Below are 19,010 nucleotides of genomic sequence, written 5' to 3'. Positions count from 1 at the left end.
CCGTTTGCAGCGAATGGGGGACGGACCCGATGGAATGGCTGATCTGGCTGGGCGCGTTGGTTTCGGCGCTGGGACTCGGCGGTCTGTTCTGGAGCATCGCCAAGGTCTGGCGCGCGCGCCGGGCGGGCCTTTCGGACGAGGCGCTGCGTGAGGTGGTGCGCAAGGCGGTGCCGCTGAACATGGGCGCGCTGATGCTGTCGGTGCTTGGCCTGATGATGGTGATCATCGGCATCTTCCTGGGCTAAGCCCCGCGCCGCCCACCGCGCGCGCGCCTCTTTCGCCGACCGACGGTATGTGTGAGCGACCCATACCGGAAACCGGGCACAACGCGTGGCTGTGCCGAGGCCGCATGTTCGATAAAGAAGCCCCTCCAACTCCACACGCTTCGCTGTCGCGGGTTCCATGTCGGTTGAGGTGTTGTTTCAGGTTTCGAACGGGACACTAACCATGGCTCAGATTTCGCTTATCTCCCCGACCGGTCGTACCGCAGACTCCGAATGGCCGGCGGTCCGCTCCTGGTATGGCGGGCTGCCGCGGCTGGGCGCGGGCGTCGCTTGGCCGAGGGGAGACGATGGCAAGCCGTTGCATTTCCTCGCGCAGCTCGACCTGTCGATGGTGGCACAGGCCGCACGTCTTCCCGGAAGCCCGCAAGAGGGCCATCTTGCGTTCTTTGCCGACACCCGGTTCGACCAGCCGGACAGAACGAAAACTCATGCGGACTTCGGCGAGATCCACTGGCCCTGTGCCGTATTGTATTTTCCGCAGGCATCGCAAGACGACACCCCGCTGCCCGCCGATGCGGATCCCGTTTTCGGGACGAACTGGCAATATCACTATCCCGGCGGAAACCCACAGACCCCGCCCAGCACATTCGACAGAATCGCGGTGGCGTTCAGCGCACTGGACGCGACATCGGAGACTCTTCGGGATCAGGTCCATCGGCATTGGGCAGCGGGACCGACCTACTCTCCCTATCGGCCGGATTTCGACGTACCCGCCGATCCGGCCGAGATCCTGTGGCGCACGGTCGAGATCATCTGCCGCGAGGTGCTGGCCGGGGTCGCAAGCCAGGAACGGCTGTTGAAGACCGTCTATGCGAAAAAAGAGAACACGCCCGCGAAAGAGAAGGCGCTTCGCGACAAGCGCCCGTTGATCGAGACGAAAATCGGCGCCTGGCTGGATCGCGTGGACCGCAGCGACCTCAACACCGCCATCGGCCCGCAAAACGGCGCGGCGCTGATGGACGACCTCGACGAGATCAAGGCGGTCCTTGACGAGTTGAAAATCAGGTCAGGTTTTGTCGGCAGCCACAATGATCGCCCCGGCAAGGGCGGGCATATGGATGTCGCCTATTACTGGTATCACGGCAGGGCCACGCAACGCGCCTATGAATCTATGATCACCGGCTCGGATGCGGATTTTGCCGCCCTGCCCGACACCGTTCGTGCCGGACTTTGGCGCGATCTCGCGCGGCTCAAATACCCGCCGAAGGGCCATGACATGTTCTGCGGCGTCGATGCCGACGGAAACATCAACCCCGTGAGCGAGGCGCTGCGCGAGGACGCAACGCTGCTGCTGGAGCTCAACAGCTCTTTCCTGTGGATGTGGGGCGATATGGGCAAGCTCCAGTTCTGGATCCGCAAATCCGATCTGGCCGAAGGCGCGTGGGAGACATGCTTCCTGCTGCTGCGCTCCAGCTAGGACACGCGGCGCGCGGCGAAACCGGCGGTTTCGCGGCCGGCCGGCGTGTCAGCCGGTCAGATCGTCGAAGCCGCCGCCATTCTTGATCTGCTCGGCGAATTGCGGCTCGGGCGTCCAGAAGGCGCGGTCGGGATGGTCGAACCCCTCCAGCGCGCGCCGTACCGACAGCAGCCCCATGACCCCGGCCAGATGCATGGGCCCGCCCCGCCAGCGCGGCAGATCGAGCGCCAGCACCGACACCAAGTCGATGTCCGAGCTGCGCACCGCCATGCCCGAGGACAGCATGCGCAGCCCCTCATTGGCCATCGCGCCCAGAACCAGCTTGCGAATCAGGTCGTGCGGCATCGGCGCCGCAGGCGCGCGGACGCCCTCGACCAGAGCGCGCAGGGCCGCGTCCTCGCCGGGATGCCCAGGATCGGACGACCAGTCATAGACACCCTTTCCGGCGGCCCGCCCGGTCCGGCCCTGCTCGACCAGCAGCGCGGACCAGTTCTGCGCGCCCTCGGCCCGGGGCTGCTCGGCAAAATCGTTCAGACCGATCTGGTCGCGGCTCTGAAACGGCGGGCGGGACCAGCCCCAGTCGCGGAAGGCGCGGTCGATCTCGTAAGGATCCTGCCCCGCATCCACCAGCGCATCGGCCGCCCGCTGACAGGCCACCATGAGCCGCCCGCCCAGGCTTTTGCCGGTGGAGCGCACCCTGACCGCCACCTTGCCCAGCGCCCTCGCCAGCGCCAGCGCCGCCGCGAGCTGCTCGGGCGTCACCGATGGCCCCGAGATCACCTCGATCAGCCGGGCCGAATAAACCGGCTGCGCGAAACGCAAACCCAGCGCCTCGACACGGCCCGGGAATGCCACCGCCCGCACCACATCGTGCGGGGCGGGCACGTTGCCCTGCCCCCGCGCCGCGTGCAGGATCATGTCGGACTCGCCGGTCATCTCGGCACTGTCTCCCACGCGCAGCAGCGCCATGCGCTCCTGCACCTGTGCTTCCGTCAGCCCGCCGCGCGCAACCCGCTGCCGGAAGGCATCGCGCACCTGCGGCACCCCGCTGCGCAGCCGGACCGGATCGCGCGTGCCCCAGTTCACCCCGAGCCCGGCGTTCAGCGCGGCAAACACGATCTGCGCCGCCAGCGGCCCGCCTCCCAGCACCGTCACCCGTTTGAGATCGGGAAGCGGAACGGTCGCGGGCACGCCGAAGCGCGGTGCCCGCCGCTCGGCCAGGAACACGCCACGCAGCGCGCGGGACTGGTCCGAGCCCAGGCAGGTTTCATAGGCATCGCTTTCAAAGGCGAGCCCCGCCTCGAAGGGCAGAAGCATCGCCGCCTCCACCGCCGCGACGATCTCGCGCGGCGCCAGCTCGGGCTGCTGCGCCAGGCTGGAACGGCGGCGCGCGACCTCCTGCTGATACCCGACGGCATCGGCAAACCCCTGCCGCATCTCCGAACTGCGGCGCGGGCCCTTCCCCTCGGCCAGCAGCGCGGCCACGAATGCCTCGGTTCCGGCCCGCAGATCGCCCTCGACCACGACATCGACCAGGCCGCGCGCCGGAGGCCGGCCGACCGGGATCATCGCGCCGCCGAGCATCATGTCGAGCGCCGCCCCGGCGCCGATCATGCGCGGCACCCGCTGCGTTCCCCCGGCGCCCGGGATCAGGCCGAGCTTGACCTCCGGAAACCCCAGCCGCGCCGCGCCATGGGCCACACGGTAATGCGCGGCCAGGGCGATCTCCAGCCCGCCGCCCGGCACGAGCCCGTGCAGCGCGGCCACCACCGGCAGCGCAAACGCCTCGATCCGGGCGCAAAGATCGGAAATGGTCGGGCCGGGAAGCGCCGTGCCGGGCTCGGCAAGATCGGCGCCGGCGGGAAACCCTGCGCCCTGCCCCTGGATCACCACCGCGCGGGCGCCGGCGTCTTCGGCGGCTCGGTCGAGCGCCGTCATCACCTCCTTGCGCACCGCCGGCGTCAGCGCGGACGCCACGGCGAGCCAGACGACCCCGTCCTGCAAGGAATATTCGACCGCGTCCCGCGCCTCTGCCATCTGCCCGCCCCCGCAAGCCGGCCACAGGGCCGACACCTCAGGTTTTCGCGCTTTTTACGCGCGATTTTGCGGTATTAGACGTGAAACACGCGGATATGGCAAGAATGGAAGCCGGACGGCCTCAGATCGGCATATTGTCGAACTGGTCCTCGACCTCGTCGTCTCCTGCCGGGCGCACCAACGCCAGGGCGCTTTTCGGCACATCGCCGCCGCGCGCCTCGAGCTCTTCCACATGGCGTTCGAGATCGTCCATCAGCTCTTCATAGGCGGTTCCGCCACCAACGCTTGCCGCCCGGGCCAGTTCGGCCTCGAGTTCGGCAATCCGGGTTTTCAGGGCTTCGATCATCTGCATGGTCCTCCTCTCATCGGGGCCGGGAGAACCCCGGCCTAACGTTTGGCGCCGCCAGCACAGGCGGCGCAGAGCGGCGCCTCGGGGAGCACCTCGAGCCGGGCTTCGGAAATCGCGTCGCCGCAGTTCAGACAATAGCCGTATTCGCCTTCGTCCATGCGCTGCAACGCTGCCTTGATCCGGGCGATCTCGGCCTGGCCGCTGGCGCCGAGGCTCTCCAGAACCTCGTCCCCTTCGCGTTCGACCGCGCTCTCCTCCCAGTCCTTGGGACGCGGCGCATCGAGCGAATCCTCGATTCCCTCAAGCCGCGCACCCAGCTCCTCCAACCGTTTCATTAGCACGGATCTGTATTTTTCGTATGACATGAGTCGTCCTCGCGCGCGCCAATCCACCCGGAACGATGCAACCGGCAGCGGCCCGCCGCCTTGACGCAGGTCAAGCGCAACGAATCCTTGATTACATATTCACCTTTACGTATATGATTACGGAAACTGGAGGATACCGCCATGATGTCACCTGAAGTCACCGCGTTTTTCGACGACGCCACCAACACCATCTCTTATGTCGTTCGCGATCCCGAAGGCTCGTCCTGCGCGATCATCGATTCCGTTCTGGATTTCGATTATTCCTCGGGCCGCACCGATACCCGCTCCGCCGACGCGGTCATCGCCTTCGTGAAAGAGAAGGGCTACAAGGTCGAATGGCTGCTGGAAAGCCATGTCCACGCCGACCACCTCAGCGCCGCGCCCTATATCCAGGAGGCCGTCGGCGGCAAGATCGGTATCGGCGACCGCATCAAGATCGTGCAGGACACCTTCGGCAAGGTCTTCAACGAAGGCACCGAGTTCCAGCGCGACGGTTCGCAGTTCGACCAGCTCTTTCAGGAGGGCGACAGCTTTCACATCGGCCAGCTCCGCGGCGATGTGCTGCACACGCCGGGCCACACCCCTGCCTGCCTGACCTATGTCATCGGCGACGCCGCCTTTGTCGGCGACACGCTGTTCATGCCCGATTTCGGCACCGCGCGCTGCGATTTCCCCGGCGGCTCGTCGGAGACGCTGTTCAACTCGATCCAGAAGATCCTCGCCCTGCCGGACGAGACCCGCATCTTCGTGGGCCATGACTACAAGGCCCCGGGCCGCGACGAATACGCCTGGGAAACCACCGTGGGCGAGCAGAAGGCCGCCAACATCCACGTCGGCGCCGGCAAGTCGAAAGATGAATTCGTGCATATGCGCGACACACGCGACGCCACGCTGGCGATGCCGAAACTGATCATCCCGTCGCTGCAAGTGAACATGCGCGCGGGCCAGATGCCGCCCGCAGACGAACAGGGCGACGTCTTCCTCAAGGTGCCGGTGAACAAGCTCTGAGCACCTGACAGCGCCCCCGCACGCGAACCGGGGGCGCAATCACGACCACCCCAACAGGATTAAGGGAACGCGCACACAATGGAACAGGATTGGATCTGGGGCCTGATCGGCGGCTTGCTGATCGGCACCGGAGGGGCTTTCTATCTGCTCGTGAACGGGCGGATCATGGGCGCCTCCGGCATCATCGGCTCGCTGGTGGACGGCTCGGCGGGCGATACGAAATGGGAAAAACTGGTGTTTCTGGCGGGGGTCGTGCTGCTGCCGATCCTGCTGTACCCGGTCTATCGCGAAGTGAACCCGCATATCACCGACAACCTCTATGTGCTGGTGGCCGCCGGGCTTCTGGTGGGGGTTGGCACACGCATCGCCAATGGCTGCACCTCGGGGCACGGGGTCTGCGGCATCTCGCGCCTGTCGGTGCGGGGCATCGTGGCGACGGTCTGCTACATTCTCGCGGGCGGCGTCGGCGTCGTCATCTTCCGCCATCTCCTGGGGGTGATCTGATATGAAACGGCTGATCTTCGCCTTCATCGCCGGCGGCTTTTTCGGGGCCGGCCTCTTCGTCTCGGGCATGACCGACACCACCAAGGTGCAGGGCTGGCTCGACGTGTTCGGCGCCTGGGATCCGACGCTTGCCTTCGTGATGGGCGGCGCCATGATCCCGATGTTCATCGCCTGGTTCTTCGCCAACAAGCGGACCACTTCGGCTCTGGGCACCCCGCTGCCGCCAAAGCCCTCCAACAAGATCGACCGCAAGCTGGTCATCGGTTCGGTGATGTTCGGCGCGGGCTGGGGCCTGGCGGGCATCTGCCCGGGGCCGTCCATCGCCTCGCTCAGCTATGGCGGCACGGGGATTTATATCTTCGTCGCGGCGATGCTGACCGGCATGGCGCTGGCACCTTTTGTACGGACACGTCTGGACAAGATGGTGCCTGCCGAGTGATCCTGCCATCATGGCAATGATCGAACTCACCCCCGGCTATCTCGTGTCCCCGCAAATCGCGGTGGAGGAAGTGCCCGCTCTCGCAGAGGCGGGCATTTCGCTTGTGATCTGCAACCGCCCCGATGCCGAGGTGCCGCCCTCGCATCAGAGCCCGGCGATGGAAGAGGCCGTGCGCGCCGCGGGGATGGCGTTTGCCTATCTCCCGGTCACGCATCACGGCCTGACGCTCGACGAGGTGGCGCGGCAGGCGGAGCTGACCGCCGGCGCCGGCGGGCCGGTGCTGGCCTATTGCAACTCCGGCACCCGCAGCACAATCGTCTGGGCGCTGGGACAGGCCGGGCACCGCGAGACCGACGCCATCCTCGCCACCGCCGCGAAAGCGGGCTATCAGCTCGACGGGCTGCGCCCCACCCTCGACGCGCTGGCGCAAGAGCGCGGCTGAACCCGCCCCGCGCGGCTCAGGACTCCTCGATGTCCAGCGGCGCCGCCGCGAAATCGAAATCAAGCGTTTCGTCCTCTGATGCCTCTTCTTCCATGGGGGCCGCATCGAAGCTGAAATCGCCGGTATCGAACGCCATGGGCGGAAGCTCGGGCAGCGCCTCCGACATCTCGGAAACCTCGAGATCCGGCGCCTGCTCCGGCGCCGCAACCTCGGGCGGGGATGCGGGCAGCGGCGCGGGCTCGGCCCGCTCGGTCGGCTCCGGCGCCTGCTCGGATCGCGGCGCGCCCTCGGGCCAGGCCAGACGCACCGCGCGCATGCCGTTCATCTGCCCCAGCCGCCCGCCCGCCACCGCCGCACCAGAACCGGCGAGGAAGGCCACCCCGTCCAGCGCCTCGGGCGGCAGCGGCAGCAGATCGCCGGGCTGGAGCCGCTGCGCCGCCCGCAGCGGCAGGGTGAGGGTACAAAGCACCGCTTCCATCCGCACCGGCAGCAGCTTCATCTTCTGCTCATGCGGCCCGGGCGTACCCGGCGCCACCTGCGCGGCAAGCTCCGCCTCCTCTGCATGCGGCCGGTCGGGCAACACCAAGACAAGATCCCCCTTGCGCCGGCCCAGCGCCAGATCGACCGCAACGCGATAGCTGCGATAGCCGGCGGCGTTCAGCAACAGCCCCGCATTGCGGGCATCCTCGACCATCGCGCCGAACCGGTAGCCGGCGAATTGCGCATGCAGCGGATGCCCTTCGAGATAGCATGCCAGCCGCTCCATCGTGCCGTCGATCAGCGGCGCCGTCATCGCCGCATCGGTCTGGGTCAGCGGTCGGTCCTCGACCGGCATCTGGGTGACCTGCAACAGCGTCTGCACCTCGATCACCCCGGTCATGACCTCGCGGTCGATCACCGCGAGCCCAAGCGCCCCCTCCGGCCCGTCGAGCAGCACAAGAAGCGTGTTCGCCGGCAGCCGTTCGACCACGCCGTCCTGATCGAGCATCTCCTGGCTGACGCCATGGGTCACCAGTGCCAGATCCCACAGCACATCCGCCGTGCGCGACAGCGCCCGGCGCAGGGCCTTGGCCGGCGACATCGCCCGCGCCTCGAAGGCGCGCCGGGCGGCGCTGGCCTTCTGGCCCAGAACGTCATCCTGTCTTGCGGGCTCTCCCATACGTGATCTGGCCTGTTCTCCGGCGGACTCCGGATCTGTATGGCCCGATTTGGTTACCAACCGCTTTAGCCGGTGTAGATTTCGCCCCGCCTATTGCGCCGCCACGGCAATATCCGCCGGCAGCACCACCCGAAACGCCGCCCCGCCCTGCCCCGGCAGATAGGAGATGTCGCCGCCGAGCCGGCGCATGATCTGCCGGCAGATCGCCAGCCCCAGCCCGGCGCCGCCGGCCTTCTGATCGCTGACCCGGCTGAATTTCTCGAAGATCACGTCCTGCGCCTCGGGCGAGATCCCAGACCCGTTATCGACAAAGTCGATGGTCAGCCGGTCGGAAGCGCAAACGCGGATCTCAAGCTCGGGCATCGCGGCATCGCAATATTTCCGCGTGTTGGCGACCAGGTTGATAAAGACCTGGCTCAGCCGGTCGAGATCGGTGTTCAGCCAGACCTGTTCCGCCACCGCATCGCGCGCGATCCGCAGCCTTGCGCCATGCTCGTCCGCCGCCGCGGCCGCCACCGCCCGGTCGAGCACATCCGACAGCAGCCCCTCGCGCAGGTTCAGGCTGACCTGGCCGTTCTCCAGCACCGACAGATCCAGCAGATCGTCGAGCAGCCGGGTCAGCCGGATCGCCTCGTCATGGATGATCGAGGCGTATTTGCTCTGCTCTGCGGGGCTGAGCCCGGTGCTGTCCCGCAGGATCTCGGAGAACGCGCGGATCGAGGTCATCGGCGTGCGCAGCTCGTGGCTGATCTGGCTCAGGAAAGCGTCTTTCTGCACGGAAAGCCGGGTGAGCTTGGTATTCGCCTCGCGAAGCTGCGCGGCGGTGCGCGCCAGCTCCTGCGACTGCGCCTCGAGCCGGGCGGAATATTCCATCATCTGCGCGGTCTCGTCCGCCACCGCCATCAGATCCTCGACCGAAACCGACATGCCGCCGACGATCTGCCCGACCATCGCGTGGGCCGTCGCCGCCCCCACGGACCCCGCCAGTTCGCGTTCGAGCGTTTCCAGGAAGTCCGGCGTCGGTTCCGGCAGCATGCCGTGTTTGCCCTGCCGCTGCGCCTCGCGCTCGAAGAGAAGCTGCGCGTCGCGCGCGCCCAGGATGCGCTGCGCCATGACCATCAGATCCTCGGCCTGGGCGACCTTGCCGGTCCAGCTTCGCGGCCCGGTCGAATGTTCGAAGACATTGACGAATTGCGCCCCCTGCAACCGTTCCAGCGGCGCCGGAAAGCTGGCGAGCGAGGCGAGGACGAAGCCGCCGGTGTTCAGCACCAGCGACCAGAACACCGCATGCAGCAGCGGATCCATGCCCTCGATCCCGAACAGCGCCTGCGGCCGCAGCCAGAAGATGCCGAAGGGCCCGCCGGTGACCCAGGATTCGGGCAGGAAGACCCCGGCGCCAAAGCTCGGCAGGAAGAGTGTATAGCCCCAGCAGCCGAAGCCCAGCGTCAGCCCCGTGAGCGCCCCCAGCCGCGAGGCACCGCGCCAGAAGATCCCGCCCAGCATCGCCGGCAGCACCTGCGCGACGCCGGCAAAGCTCACCAGCCCGATCGAGGCCAGCGCCGCACCGCCGCCCGACAGCCGGTAATAGAGATAGCCCAGCATGACCACGCCGATGATCGACAGCCGCCGCGCCAGCAGCACCACATGGCGCACATCGCCCGACACCTTGGCGCCGCCGCCGGCGAAGCGCAGCCAGAGCGGCATCACCACATGGTTCGACACCATGGTCGAGAGCGCGATGGCCGCCACGATCACCATCGAGGTGGCCGAGCTGAAACCGCCGAGGAAGGACAGCACCGCCAGCCCGTCATGCCCCTGCGACAGCGGCACGGTCAGCACGAAGAGATCGGGGTTGGAACCCTCGGGCAGCATCTCGAGCCCCACCACGGCGATGGGGACGACAAACAGGCTCATCAGCCCGAGATAGAGCGGGAAGGCCCAGCTTGCGGTGCGCAGATGGGTCTCGTTGTCGTTTTCAACCACCAGCACCTGAAAGATCCGCGGCAGACAGAGGAAGGCGGCGGCGGACAGCATCATCAGCCCCGCCCAGCGCCCGCCGTCGATCTGCCATTGCCCGAGCGGCGAGCCGTCGATCTTTTCCAGCGCCCCCGAGATCCCTCCGGACAGGCCCCAGACCACAAAGATCCCGACGGCCAGCAGCGCCGCGAGTTTCACAACGGCCTCGACCGCGATGGCCATGACAACGCCGTTGTGGCGCTCGTTCGCGTCGAGGTTGCGGGTGCCGAAGATCACCGTGAACAATGCCAGCCCGGCGGCGACCCAAAGCGCAGTATGGCCCTTTTCCTCGCCGGTGGCGATGTCGCCCACACCGAAGACCTCGAAGCTCAGCGTCACCGATTGCAGTTGCAGCGCGATATAGGGCGTGGTGCCGACCACAGCGAGGATCGTGACGCCCACCGCCAGCAGGTTGGACTTGCCATAGCGCGACGAGATCAGGTCGGCCACCGAGGTGATGCGCTGGCTGCGTCCGATGCGTACCAGCTTGCGCAGGATCCACCACCAGCCCATCAGCACCAGCGACGGGCCGAGGTAGATGGTGAGATATTCGAACCCGGTGCGCACCGCCGAGCCGACGGCGCCGTAAAAGGTCCAGGCGGTGCAGTAGATCGACAACGACAGCGTATAGACCATGGGCGAGCGCAGCCAGGTCGCCTGACCGCGCAGCGCCGCGCGCTCGGCCCCGAAGGCCACCGCGAAGAGGAACAGCGCATAGGCGCTGCACACCGCGACCAGCGTGTTCAGCATGGTCATGGCGCCTCTCCGCCGCCGGCCTCGCCCTCGCCACCGTCGCGGCCCTGCGCCGCGAGCCGCGTCGACAAGATCACCGCGCCCAGCACCAGAAAGGCCCAGACCCCGAACAGGTAGACGATGGCGCTCGACGACCGCACCGCCGCCGCGCCGTCTTCGCGCCAGAGCAGCGGGATCAGCCAGAGCATCAGCCCGATCAGCGGCAACACCCGCGCCGCGTCGATGACGCGCCGGCGGCGATAAGACTGCCGCTCGAGAAACACCGGCGGCACGCCCCGCCGCGGGGGGCCGGCCTCGCTCATGCGCCTCCGGCCACGAGCGCGCGGACCGTCTCGAGCATCTCGGCGTTCGAGAAGGGTTTGGTCATGAAAGCCGAGACCCCTGCCCGCTCGGCCATCTCGCGGTCGCGCGATTGGCCGCGGGCGGTGAGCATCAGCACCGGCAGTTCGGCGGTGGCGGTATCCTCGCGCAGCTCGCGCAGGATGTCATAGCCGCTTTTGCCCGGCAGCATCACATCGAGGATCAGCAGATCGGGCCGGCAGGCGCGCAGCTTTTCATTGGCGGTGGTGCCATCGGAATGGGTCTCGACCGCGAGCCCTTCGCGCGACAGGATGAAACTGATCGCCTCGATGATATTCGGCTCATCCTCGATCAGCATCACACGTTTCGACATGTCGCCCCTTTCCCCCGGCACCGGGCCCTGCGGCCCGGGAGTCCGTGGTTATCCTCCCCCTTAGTAAAGAACTTATCGCCAATGCGGCGCCGGGTGTCAAAAGATCAAAACCCCTGCTGCGCCGGATCCCCCAGCAACGAGGGTTCGCGCCGCGCCCGGCAGGCGATGCGCGGACAGATGCGGCAGGTGATGCCGACCTCCTCGGCCTCGTCAGTAGAGCGGCGCGTCGCGGGCGCGATCATCATATGCGCCTCGAAGACCGGCTCGCGGTTCAGCTCGGGCGGGCCCGCGGGCTGAGCAAAGGCGATGGCGGTGACCGCGCCGCTTTGCCGCCCGGCGGCGTGGAGCACGCGGCTCAGCACCGACATCGGCCGGCTGAGCGCCGGGAACAGCGGCCAGAGCGGACAATCGGCCCCGAAGCGCGGAATGGGGAAATCCGGCAGCGGCTTGCGGAAGGTGAAAACGCCCGAGGCATCGCAGATCGCCAGCCCGACCGCCCCGCAGGGCGCATCGGCGGGCAGCGAAGCCAACCGCCGCATGGCGCGGGCGGGATCGGTCCCGAACCGCCGGGCCAGCGCCAGCGGATCGGTCCCGGTGCCCACCACCGCCTCGAGCACCTGGGCCAGCGGCATCGCCGCCGCATCGGCCGCATAGCGCGAGAAGGCGCGATGCAGCAGCGCACGCGCGGTGGAGGACAGCGCGCCGCCCATTTCCTGCACCGCCCGTTCCGGCGCCGCCCCCGCGTCGAGCAGCGCGATATGATAATCCGCCGCCTCGAACAGCGCCTCCACCTCTTCCTGCGGCGTGCCGCTTTCCGCCGCCGCCTTGCCCTCGGCCTCGAGATAGGACACCAGGCTGCGGCTGCTCTCCGCCAGCCGCGCGCTGTCCTCATAGATGTTGCGGTGAAAGCGGCGCTGCCAATCGGGATCGAGATCCCCCGGCTCGGCGAGGATCGAGGCCGTCGAGCGGATCGCCGTCACCATGGTCAGCATCTCGTGCAGCGCATCGGCGAGATGCGGGTCATGCGCAAGGCGGTCGGTCAGCGCCTCGACCGAGCGTTCCAGCGTGTCGATCCGCGCCCGGTTGTCGGCCAGCAATCGGGCCCAGCCCGGGAAGCGCCCGGCAAACTCGTCGAGCCGGTCCAGCTCGGCGCCGCTGGCCTGCGTGCGCAGCGCCGCCTCGCGCAGAGTGGCAATCAGCGCCGCCTCGGCCCCTTCGGTCAGGACCGAGGGCTCGACCCCCAGAATCTCGGCGATATCGAGCAGCAGCTTGCCGCCGATTCTACGCCTGTTGTGTTCGATGAGGTTAAGATAAGAGGCAGAGATATCGGCCCGGCGCGCCAGTTCCGCCTGTTTCATCCCAAGGATGACCCGGCGTTCGCGAATGCGCGAGCCGGTGAGCGTGTCGCGGGCCATGACGCTTTTCCTGTCCTTTCAACGCCTTTCTGCGGCGCGACATAAAACACTTTACAGAAGACTATAGTATACTGTTCAGTCGTTGACAAAAAAATTGTTTACCAAAAAGCAGTTGTTGCGTGATTTTCACTCCATCGCAAATACTGGATTTGCACGATTTCGTGCTCGCGCCAGAGGGAAGAGGAGCCCTCTCGCGCAGCTTTGCAAAATGGGAGGATTTTATGTCCAAGACGACTCTGACTCGCCGTGGCGTGCTGAAGACGGGTGCCGTGGCCGGCGCCGGCGTCGCGCTGCCGACGATCTTTACCGCCTCGTCGGCCCGCGCCTTCACCAACGCGCCCACCGGCGGCTCGGTGACGCTCGGGTTCAACGTGCCGCAGACCGGCCCCTATGCCGACGAGGGCGCCGACGAGCTGCGCGCCTATGAGCTGGCGGTCGAGCATCTGAACGGCGGCGGCGACGGCGGCATGCTGAACACCTTCAGCTCCAAGGCGCTGGACGGCACCGGCATCCTCGGCAAGAAGGTCGAATACGTCACCGGCGACACCCAGACCAAATCCGACGCCGCCCGCGCCTCGGCCAAGTCGATGATCGAGAAAGACGGCGCCATCATGATCACCGGCGGCTCGTCCTCGGGCGTGGCCGTGGCCGTTCAGGGGCTCTGCCAGGAGGCGGGCGTGATCTTCATGGCCGGGCTCACCCACTCCAACGACACCACCGGCAAGGACAAGAAGGCCAACGGCTTCCGCCACTTCTTCGACGCCTATATGTCGGGCGCAGCGCTGGCCCCGGTGCTGGCCAAGCAATATGGCGGCGACCGCAAGGCCTATCACCTGACCGCCGACTACACCTGGGGCTGGACCCAGGAAGAGTCGATCAAGGCGGCCACCGAGGCGCTGGGATGGGAAACGGTCGAGACCGTCAAGACCCCGCTCGCCCAGACCGATTTCTCGTCCTATATCGCGCCGGTGCTGAACTCGGGCGCCGATGTGCTGATCCTGAACCACTACGGCGGCAACATGGTGAACTCGCTCACCAATGCCGTGCAGTTCGGCCTGCGTGAAAAGCAGGTGAACGGCCGCAACTTCGAGATCGTCGTGCCGCTGTTCTCGCGCCTGATGGCACGCGGTGCCGGTGAGAACATCAAGGGGATCCTCGGCTCCACCAACTGGCACTGGTCGCTGCAGGACGAGGGCACCAAGGCTTTCGTGAAGTCCTTCGGCACCAAATACGGCTTCCCGCCGAGCCAGGCCGCCCACACCTGCTATGTGCAGACGCTGCTTTACGCGGATGCGGTGCAGCGCGCGGGCTCCTTCGATCCCTGCGCGGTGGTCGAGGCGCTGGAAGGCGGCGACAGTTCGCTGCCCGGCATCTCCTCGCCCGCCAACAAGGGCTATCTCTTCGACGGGCTCGGCAACGGCCAGACGCTTTACCGCTCGGCCGACCACCAGTGCTTCAAGGACGTGCTGGTCGTGCGCGGGAAAGAGAACCCGACCTCGGAATTCGACCTTCTGGAAGTGGTCGAGGTCACCCCGGTGGCCCAGGTCTGGTACGAGCCCGATCACCCGATGTTCGCGGGCGGCTCGCTCGGGTCCTGCAACCCGGGCGCCTGATCTCCAGCGCCAGTTACGACCGCCAGACTCGTTTCCTGCGGTCGTATCCCCAGCGTTCCCGGCCTCTGTGCCGGGAACGCACCCACTTCCTTTGACCGTAAAGGCCGGGACATGGACGCAATCATCCTTCAAATTCTGAACGGGCTCGACAAGGGGTCGGCCTATGCGCTGATCGCCCTGGGGCTCACCCTGATCTTCGGGACGCTGGGCGTGGTGAACTTCGCCCATGGCGCCCTGTTCATGATCGGCGCCTTCTGCGCCGTCACCCTGAACCGGCTGCTGACCCTCAGCCACCAGGTCGTGGACGAGACCCGCACCGATTTCCTCGGCAACCCGCTCAAGGTCGATGTCCCCTATGTGCAGGACCTCTTCGGCGAAAGCCTCGGCGCCTCGATCATCGACTGGTCGGTGCCGCTGGCGATCCTGTTCTCGATCCCGGTGATGATCGCCATCGGCGTGATCATGGAGCGGGGTCTCATCAAGCATTTCTACAAGCGCCCGCATGCGGATCAGATCCTGGTGACCTTCGGTCTCGCCATCGTGCTGCAAGAGGTGATCAAGCAGATCTACGGCGCCAACCCGATCCCGACCCCGGCGCCCGACGCCTTCCGTGGCTCCTTCGATTTCGGCGTGCTGCTGGGCTTCGATCCCAACGCGATCATCTACCCCTATTGGCGGCTCGTGTATTTCGCCTTTGCCGCGGTGATCATCGGCGCCGTCTTTGCCTTCCTGCAATTCACCACCTTCGGCATGGTGGTGCGCGCCGGCATGGCCGACCGCGAGACCGTGGGGCTGCTGGGCATCAATATCGACCGCCGCTTTACCATCATGTTCGGGTTGGCCGCCGCCGTGGCCGGGCTCGCGGGGGTGATGTACGCGCCGATCAACTCGCCGAATTACCACATGGGCATGGATTTCCTGGTGCTGAGTTTCGTGGTTGTGGTCGTCGGCGGCATGGGCTCGCTTCCGGGCGCCGTGCTCGCCGGCTTCCTCCTGGGTATTCTGGAGAGCTTTGCCTCGATGAATGAGATCAAGTCGATCCTGCCCGGCATCGACCAGATCATCATCTATCTCGTGGCCATCATCATTCTGCTGACCCGCCCGCGGGGCCTCATGGGCCGCAAGGGCGTGATGGAGGACTAAGCGCATGCTCGGACTTGGTAAAAAAGACGTCACCCTGTTCCTGATCGTCGCGGTGCTGGCGCTGTTCGCACCCTTCATCCTGAACCCCTTCCCCACCGATAGCGGGCTGGCGCAGTTCAACGCGGGCTACCCCGACCTGATGCAGCGTTTCGTGATCTTCGGGATCCTCGCCATCGGCTTCAACATTCTCTTCGGCCTCACCGGCTATCTGAGCTTCGGTCACGCGGCCTTTCTCGGCGTCGGCTCTTATGCGGCAGTGTGGATGTTCAAGCTGCTGAGCATGAACGTGATCCCCGCGATCCTGCTGTCGATGATCGTGGCGGGCCTCTTCGCGGTGGTGATCGGCTATGTGAGCCTGCGCCGCTCGGGCATCTATTTCTCGATCCTGACGCTGGCCTTCGCGCAGATGAGCTACAACCTCGCCTATTCGGTGCTGACCCCGATCACCAACGGCGAGACCGGGCTCCAGATCACCCTGGACGATCCGCGTATCCTCGGCGTCTCGGCTACCGCCGATGGCGGCATCCCGGTGACCAACCTCTTCGGGATGGAGATGCGCAGCTTCGAGACGCTCACGCTCGGCCCCTGGGAGTTCCAGTTCTCCGTGGGCTACTACCTCGCCGCGATCATCATGCTGATCTCCTTCTACGTGGCGATCCGCATCTTCCGCTCGCCCTTCGGCATGATGCTGCGCGCGATCAAGTCGAACCAGAACCGGCTTTACTATACCGGCCTCAACGCGCGCCCCTACACGCTGGCGGCCTTCGTGATCTCGGGCATGTATGCCGGGCTCGCCGGCGGGCTGCTGGCCTGCATGGACCCGCTGGCAGGCGCCGAGCGCATGCAGTGGACGGCGTCTGGTGAGGTGGTGCTGATGACCATCCTCGGCGGTGCGGGCACCCTGATCGGCCCGGTGCTGGGTGCGGGCTTCATCAAGTATTTCGAGAACATCTTCTCCAAGATCAACGACCAGGTGGTGCATGGCTGGGTCTCCTTCCTGCCCGATGGGCTCGAGGATCTGGTGGTCGGCCTCATCCACCCCTTCGTCGGCAAGGGCTGGCACCTGACGCTGGGCCTGCTGTTCATGCTGATCGTGATCTTCCTGCCCGGCGGGCTGGTGGAGGGCGGGCAGCGCATCGCCCGACGCCTGCGCCGCAAGCCGGCCAAGGACGACGCCAAATCCGCTAGCACCACCCCCGCCGAGTAAGGAGACGCGATTATGGGCATTCTCGACGTCAAGGACGTGAACAAGCGCTTCGGCGGGCTGAAGGCACTGAGCGACGTGACCCTCTCCGTGCAGGAGAACACGGTGCACGCCATCATCGGCCCCAACGGCGCGGGCAAATCCACGCTGCTCAACTGCCTCGTCGGCAAGCTGATCCCCGACACCGGGTCGGTGATGTTCGACGGGCAGTCGGTGCTGGGGCGCAAACCCTTCGAGATCAACCAGATGGGGATTTCACGGGTGTTCCAGACACCGGAGATCTTCGGCGATCTGACGGTGATGGAAAACATGATGATCCCGCTCTTCGCCAAGCGGGACGGCATCTTCCGCCTGCACGCCATCGAAGCGGTGGAGAGCGAGTCCGAGCTGATCACCCGCGCCGAACAGATGCTCGACGACGTGAACATGCTGGACAAGCGCAATATGCACTCGGCCTCGATGTCGCGCGGCGACAAGCGGCGGCTCGAGATGGCGATGTGTCTGGTGCAGGAACCGCGGCTGCTGCTGCTCGACGAGCCGACCGCCGGCATGGCGCGCGCCGACACCAACAACACGATCGACCTGCTGAAGGAGATCAAGGAAAAGCGCGACATCACGATGTGCATCATCGAACACGACATGCATGTGGTGTTCTCGCTCGCCGACCGGATCACCGTGCTGGCCCAGGGCACCCCGCTGGTCGAGGACACGCCCGAGAACATCAAGGGCCATCCGAAGGTGCAGGAAGCCTATCTGGGCGAACATGCCTGACCCCAAGCAACGCGCCCCGGGCCTGTCCCCGGGGGCTCCACGCAGGAGGTCCCGGATCCGCTCCGGGACGGGAGGACCGAAGAAATGAACGTCAGACCGGATTTTTCCAAGAACGCCAACATGGCCGAGACCGCCCCGGCCTTCCTCTCCGTCTGGGACATGCATTCCTATTACGGCGAGAGCTATATCGTGCAGGGCATCTCCTTCAATGTGCACGAGGGCGAGATCGTCGCGCTGCTGGGCCGCAATGGCGCAGGCAAAACCACCACGCTGCGCTCCATCGCCCGGCTGGATTCGCCCCAGGTGCAGAAGGGCGAGATCTGGCTCGATCACAAGCCGCTGCACAATATGAGCTCCTACGAGGCGGCCTCGAACGGTCTGGGCCTCGTGCCCGAGGACCGCTGCATCATCCCCGGCCTGACGGTCGAGGAGAACCTGCAACTTGCGCAGATCGCCCCGCCCGTCGGCTGGTCGATCGACCGCCTCTACGATCTCTTTCCGCGTCTCGGCGAACGCCGCAAGCAAGAGGGCGTCACGCTTTCGGGCGGCGAACAGCAGATGCTGGCCATCGCCCGGGCACTGGCCCGCGACATCAAGGTGCTGCTTCTGGACGAGCCCTATGAGGGGCTGGCGCCGGTGATCGTGGACGAGATCGAAAAGACCCTGCGCCACATCAAGGAGCAGGGCATGACCACGATCCTCGTGGAGCAGAACGCCGTTCGCGCGCTGCAGCTCGCCGACCGGGCAATCATCCTCGACACCGGGTCCATCGTCTTCGACGGCACCGCCGCCGAGGTGCTGGAAAACGAGAGCCTGCGGGCGGAATATCTCGCCATCTGATAGCGCTCACGATGCGGAGGGTCCGCCCTCCGCATCCGGCGGGGAGTCTGTGTAAAATTTGTGCGCTGGTTGCTGAATCATTCCACCAAATGCCTATTGCCATCCTTCCGGCAGCGCGCTTCCCTTGAGCATCGCATTTCGTGGAGGAGGAACCACACATGTCCGACACCTACCCCCCGTCGTCCGAGTTTGTGACCGGCGCGCATATTGATGCGGCGCGGTACGATGAGATGTACGCGCGGTCGCTGAGCGACCCGGACGGGTTCTGGGCCGAACAGGCGCAGCGGCTCGACTGGATGGCGCGGCCGACCAAGATCAAGAACACCTGCTTCGACTTCGGCAAGGTCGATATCAAATGGTACGAGGACGGCGTGCTCAACGTCGCCTATAACTGCATCGACCGGCACCTCAAGACCCGCGCCAACCAGACCGCCATCATCTTCGAACCCGACGACCCCAGCGATCCCGCCCAGCACATCACCTATCGTGAGCTCTACGACAAGGTGAACCGCATGGCCAACGTCCTGCTCTCCCAGGGCGTCATGCGCGGCGACCGCGTCGTCATCTACCTGCCGATG

At 66.2% G+C, this 19,010-nt stretch carries 20 protein-coding genes; 12 read left to right on the top strand and 8 right to left on the bottom strand.

Annotation, left to right across the window (positions count from 1 at the left end):
- Window positions 1-29: 29 nt before the first annotated feature.
- Both M4578_RS20910 and M4578_RS20905 read left to right on the top strand, forming a co-directional pair.
- A complete protein-coding gene (locus tag M4578_RS20910; RefSeq protein WP_258095172.1) occupies window positions 30-245 on the top strand; it encodes a hypothetical protein in 216 nt (71 codons plus the stop codon).
- Window positions 246-447: 202 nt separating this feature from the next.
- Window positions 448-1,701: a YwqG family protein gene (locus M4578_RS20905; protein ID WP_258095171.1), complete on the top strand. Its 1,254-nt coding sequence runs from the start codon at window positions 448-450 to the stop codon at window positions 1,699-1,701.
- A 48-nt stretch (window positions 1,702-1,749) separates the two neighbouring features.
- Here the strand turns inward: M4578_RS20905 and M4578_RS20900 are convergent, their stop codons facing one another.
- From M4578_RS20900 to M4578_RS20890, 3 genes are all read right to left on the bottom strand, one after another.
- Window positions 1,750-3,738 carry an enoyl-CoA hydratase-related protein gene (locus M4578_RS20900; RefSeq protein WP_258095170.1) on the bottom strand — a complete coding sequence of 663 codons (1,989 nt, stop codon included), beginning with the start codon at window positions 3,736-3,738 and terminating at the stop codon, window positions 1,750-1,752.
- Window positions 3,739-3,859: 121 nt separating this feature from the next.
- Window positions 3,860-4,090: a hypothetical protein gene (locus tag M4578_RS20895; protein ID WP_258095169.1), complete on the bottom strand. Its 231-nt coding sequence runs from the start codon at window positions 4,088-4,090 to the stop codon at window positions 3,860-3,862.
- 35 nt (window positions 4,091-4,125) lie between these two features.
- Window positions 4,126-4,422 carry a TraR/DksA family transcriptional regulator gene (locus M4578_RS20890; RefSeq protein ID WP_258095168.1) on the bottom strand — a complete coding sequence of 99 codons (297 nt, stop codon included), beginning with the start codon at window positions 4,420-4,422 and terminating at the stop codon, window positions 4,126-4,128.
- 174 nt (window positions 4,423-4,596) lie between these two features.
- Between M4578_RS20890 and M4578_RS20885 the strand changes: the two genes are divergently transcribed.
- From M4578_RS20885 to M4578_RS20870, 4 genes are all read left to right on the top strand, one after another.
- On the top strand, window positions 4,597-5,460 hold the full coding sequence (locus tag M4578_RS20885) for an MBL fold metallo-hydrolase (RefSeq protein WP_258095268.1): 864 nt from the start codon (window positions 4,597-4,599) through the stop codon (window positions 5,458-5,460).
- Between the two features lie 78 nt (window positions 5,461-5,538).
- Window positions 5,539-5,964, top strand: a complete 426-nt coding sequence (locus M4578_RS20880) for a YeeE/YedE family protein (protein WP_258095167.1) — start codon at window positions 5,539-5,541, stop codon at window positions 5,962-5,964.
- A gap of 1 nt (window position 5,965) precedes the next feature.
- Window positions 5,966-6,403 (top strand): DUF6691 family protein, encoded by a 438-nt coding sequence (locus M4578_RS20875; protein ID WP_258095166.1) that lies wholly within the window; start codon window positions 5,966-5,968, stop codon window positions 6,401-6,403.
- A gap of 10 nt (window positions 6,404-6,413) precedes the next feature.
- On the top strand, window positions 6,414-6,845 hold the full coding sequence (locus tag M4578_RS20870; RefSeq protein ID WP_258095165.1) for a protein tyrosine phosphatase family protein: 432 nt from the start codon (window positions 6,414-6,416) through the stop codon (window positions 6,843-6,845).
- 16 nt (window positions 6,846-6,861) lie between these two features.
- On the opposite strand, the gene M4578_RS20865 is transcribed toward M4578_RS20870, so the two are convergent.
- The 5 genes from M4578_RS20865 to M4578_RS20845 form a co-directional block, all read right to left on the bottom strand.
- The gene (locus tag M4578_RS20865; RefSeq protein ID WP_258095164.1) at window positions 6,862-8,004 is read right to left on the bottom strand and encodes a FliM/FliN family flagellar motor switch protein; all 1,143 of its coding nucleotides are present in this window, start codon (window positions 8,002-8,004) and stop codon (window positions 6,862-6,864) included.
- 90 nt (window positions 8,005-8,094) lie between these two features.
- The gene (locus M4578_RS20860) at window positions 8,095-10,776 is read right to left on the bottom strand and encodes an ATP-binding protein (RefSeq protein ID WP_258095163.1); all 2,682 of its coding nucleotides are present in this window, start codon (window positions 10,774-10,776) and stop codon (window positions 8,095-8,097) included.
- On the bottom strand, window positions 10,773-11,075 hold the full coding sequence (locus M4578_RS20855; RefSeq protein WP_258095162.1) for a hypothetical protein: 303 nt from the start codon (window positions 11,073-11,075) through the stop codon (window positions 10,773-10,775). Before M4578_RS20855 ends, M4578_RS20860 begins: the two co-directional genes overlap by 4 nt.
- Window positions 11,072-11,446 carry a response regulator transcription factor gene (locus M4578_RS20850; RefSeq protein ID WP_258095161.1) on the bottom strand — a complete coding sequence of 125 codons (375 nt, stop codon included), beginning with the start codon at window positions 11,444-11,446 and terminating at the stop codon, window positions 11,072-11,074. Before M4578_RS20850 ends, M4578_RS20855 begins: the two co-directional genes overlap by 4 nt.
- A gap of 104 nt (window positions 11,447-11,550) precedes the next feature.
- Window positions 11,551-12,861, bottom strand: coding sequence for a helix-turn-helix transcriptional regulator (locus M4578_RS20845; RefSeq protein ID WP_258095160.1), 1,311 nt, complete (start codon window positions 12,859-12,861; stop codon window positions 11,551-11,553).
- 221 nt (window positions 12,862-13,082) lie between these two features.
- Here M4578_RS20845 and M4578_RS20840 point away from each other — a divergent pair, with 221 nt between their 5' ends.
- The 6 genes from M4578_RS20840 to M4578_RS20815 form a co-directional block, all read left to right on the top strand.
- Window positions 13,083-14,474, top strand: a complete 1,392-nt coding sequence (locus M4578_RS20840; protein WP_258095159.1) for a substrate-binding protein — start codon at window positions 13,083-13,085, stop codon at window positions 14,472-14,474.
- Between the two features lie 111 nt (window positions 14,475-14,585).
- Complete coding sequence (locus tag M4578_RS20835) at window positions 14,586-15,617, top strand: branched-chain amino acid ABC transporter permease (RefSeq protein ID WP_258095158.1); 1,032 nt, start codon at window positions 14,586-14,588, stop codon at window positions 15,615-15,617.
- Window positions 15,618-15,621: 4 nt separating this feature from the next.
- Window positions 15,622-16,824 (top strand): branched-chain amino acid ABC transporter permease, encoded by a 1,203-nt coding sequence (locus M4578_RS20830; protein ID WP_258095157.1) that lies wholly within the window; start codon window positions 15,622-15,624, stop codon window positions 16,822-16,824.
- A gap of 12 nt (window positions 16,825-16,836) precedes the next feature.
- The gene (locus M4578_RS20825; RefSeq protein WP_258095156.1) at window positions 16,837-17,592 is read left to right on the top strand and encodes an ABC transporter ATP-binding protein; all 756 of its coding nucleotides are present in this window, start codon (window positions 16,837-16,839) and stop codon (window positions 17,590-17,592) included.
- An 84-nt stretch (window positions 17,593-17,676) separates the two neighbouring features.
- Window positions 17,677-18,432, top strand: coding sequence for an ABC transporter ATP-binding protein (locus M4578_RS20820; RefSeq protein ID WP_258095155.1), 756 nt, complete (start codon window positions 17,677-17,679; stop codon window positions 18,430-18,432).
- Between the two features lie 158 nt (window positions 18,433-18,590).
- The coding region (locus M4578_RS20815) for an acetyl-coenzyme A synthetase N-terminal domain-containing protein (protein WP_258095154.1) at window positions 18,591-19,010 on the top strand (420 nt) is incomplete at its 3' end.

The organism is Salipiger pentaromativorans, from assembly GCF_024721115.1.
Taxonomy (GTDB): domain Bacteria; phylum Pseudomonadota; class Alphaproteobacteria; order Rhodobacterales; family Rhodobacteraceae; genus Salipiger; species Salipiger pentaromativorans.
Note: the sequence above shows the minus strand (reverse complement) of the source record. Positions and strands in the feature narration are given on the sequence as shown.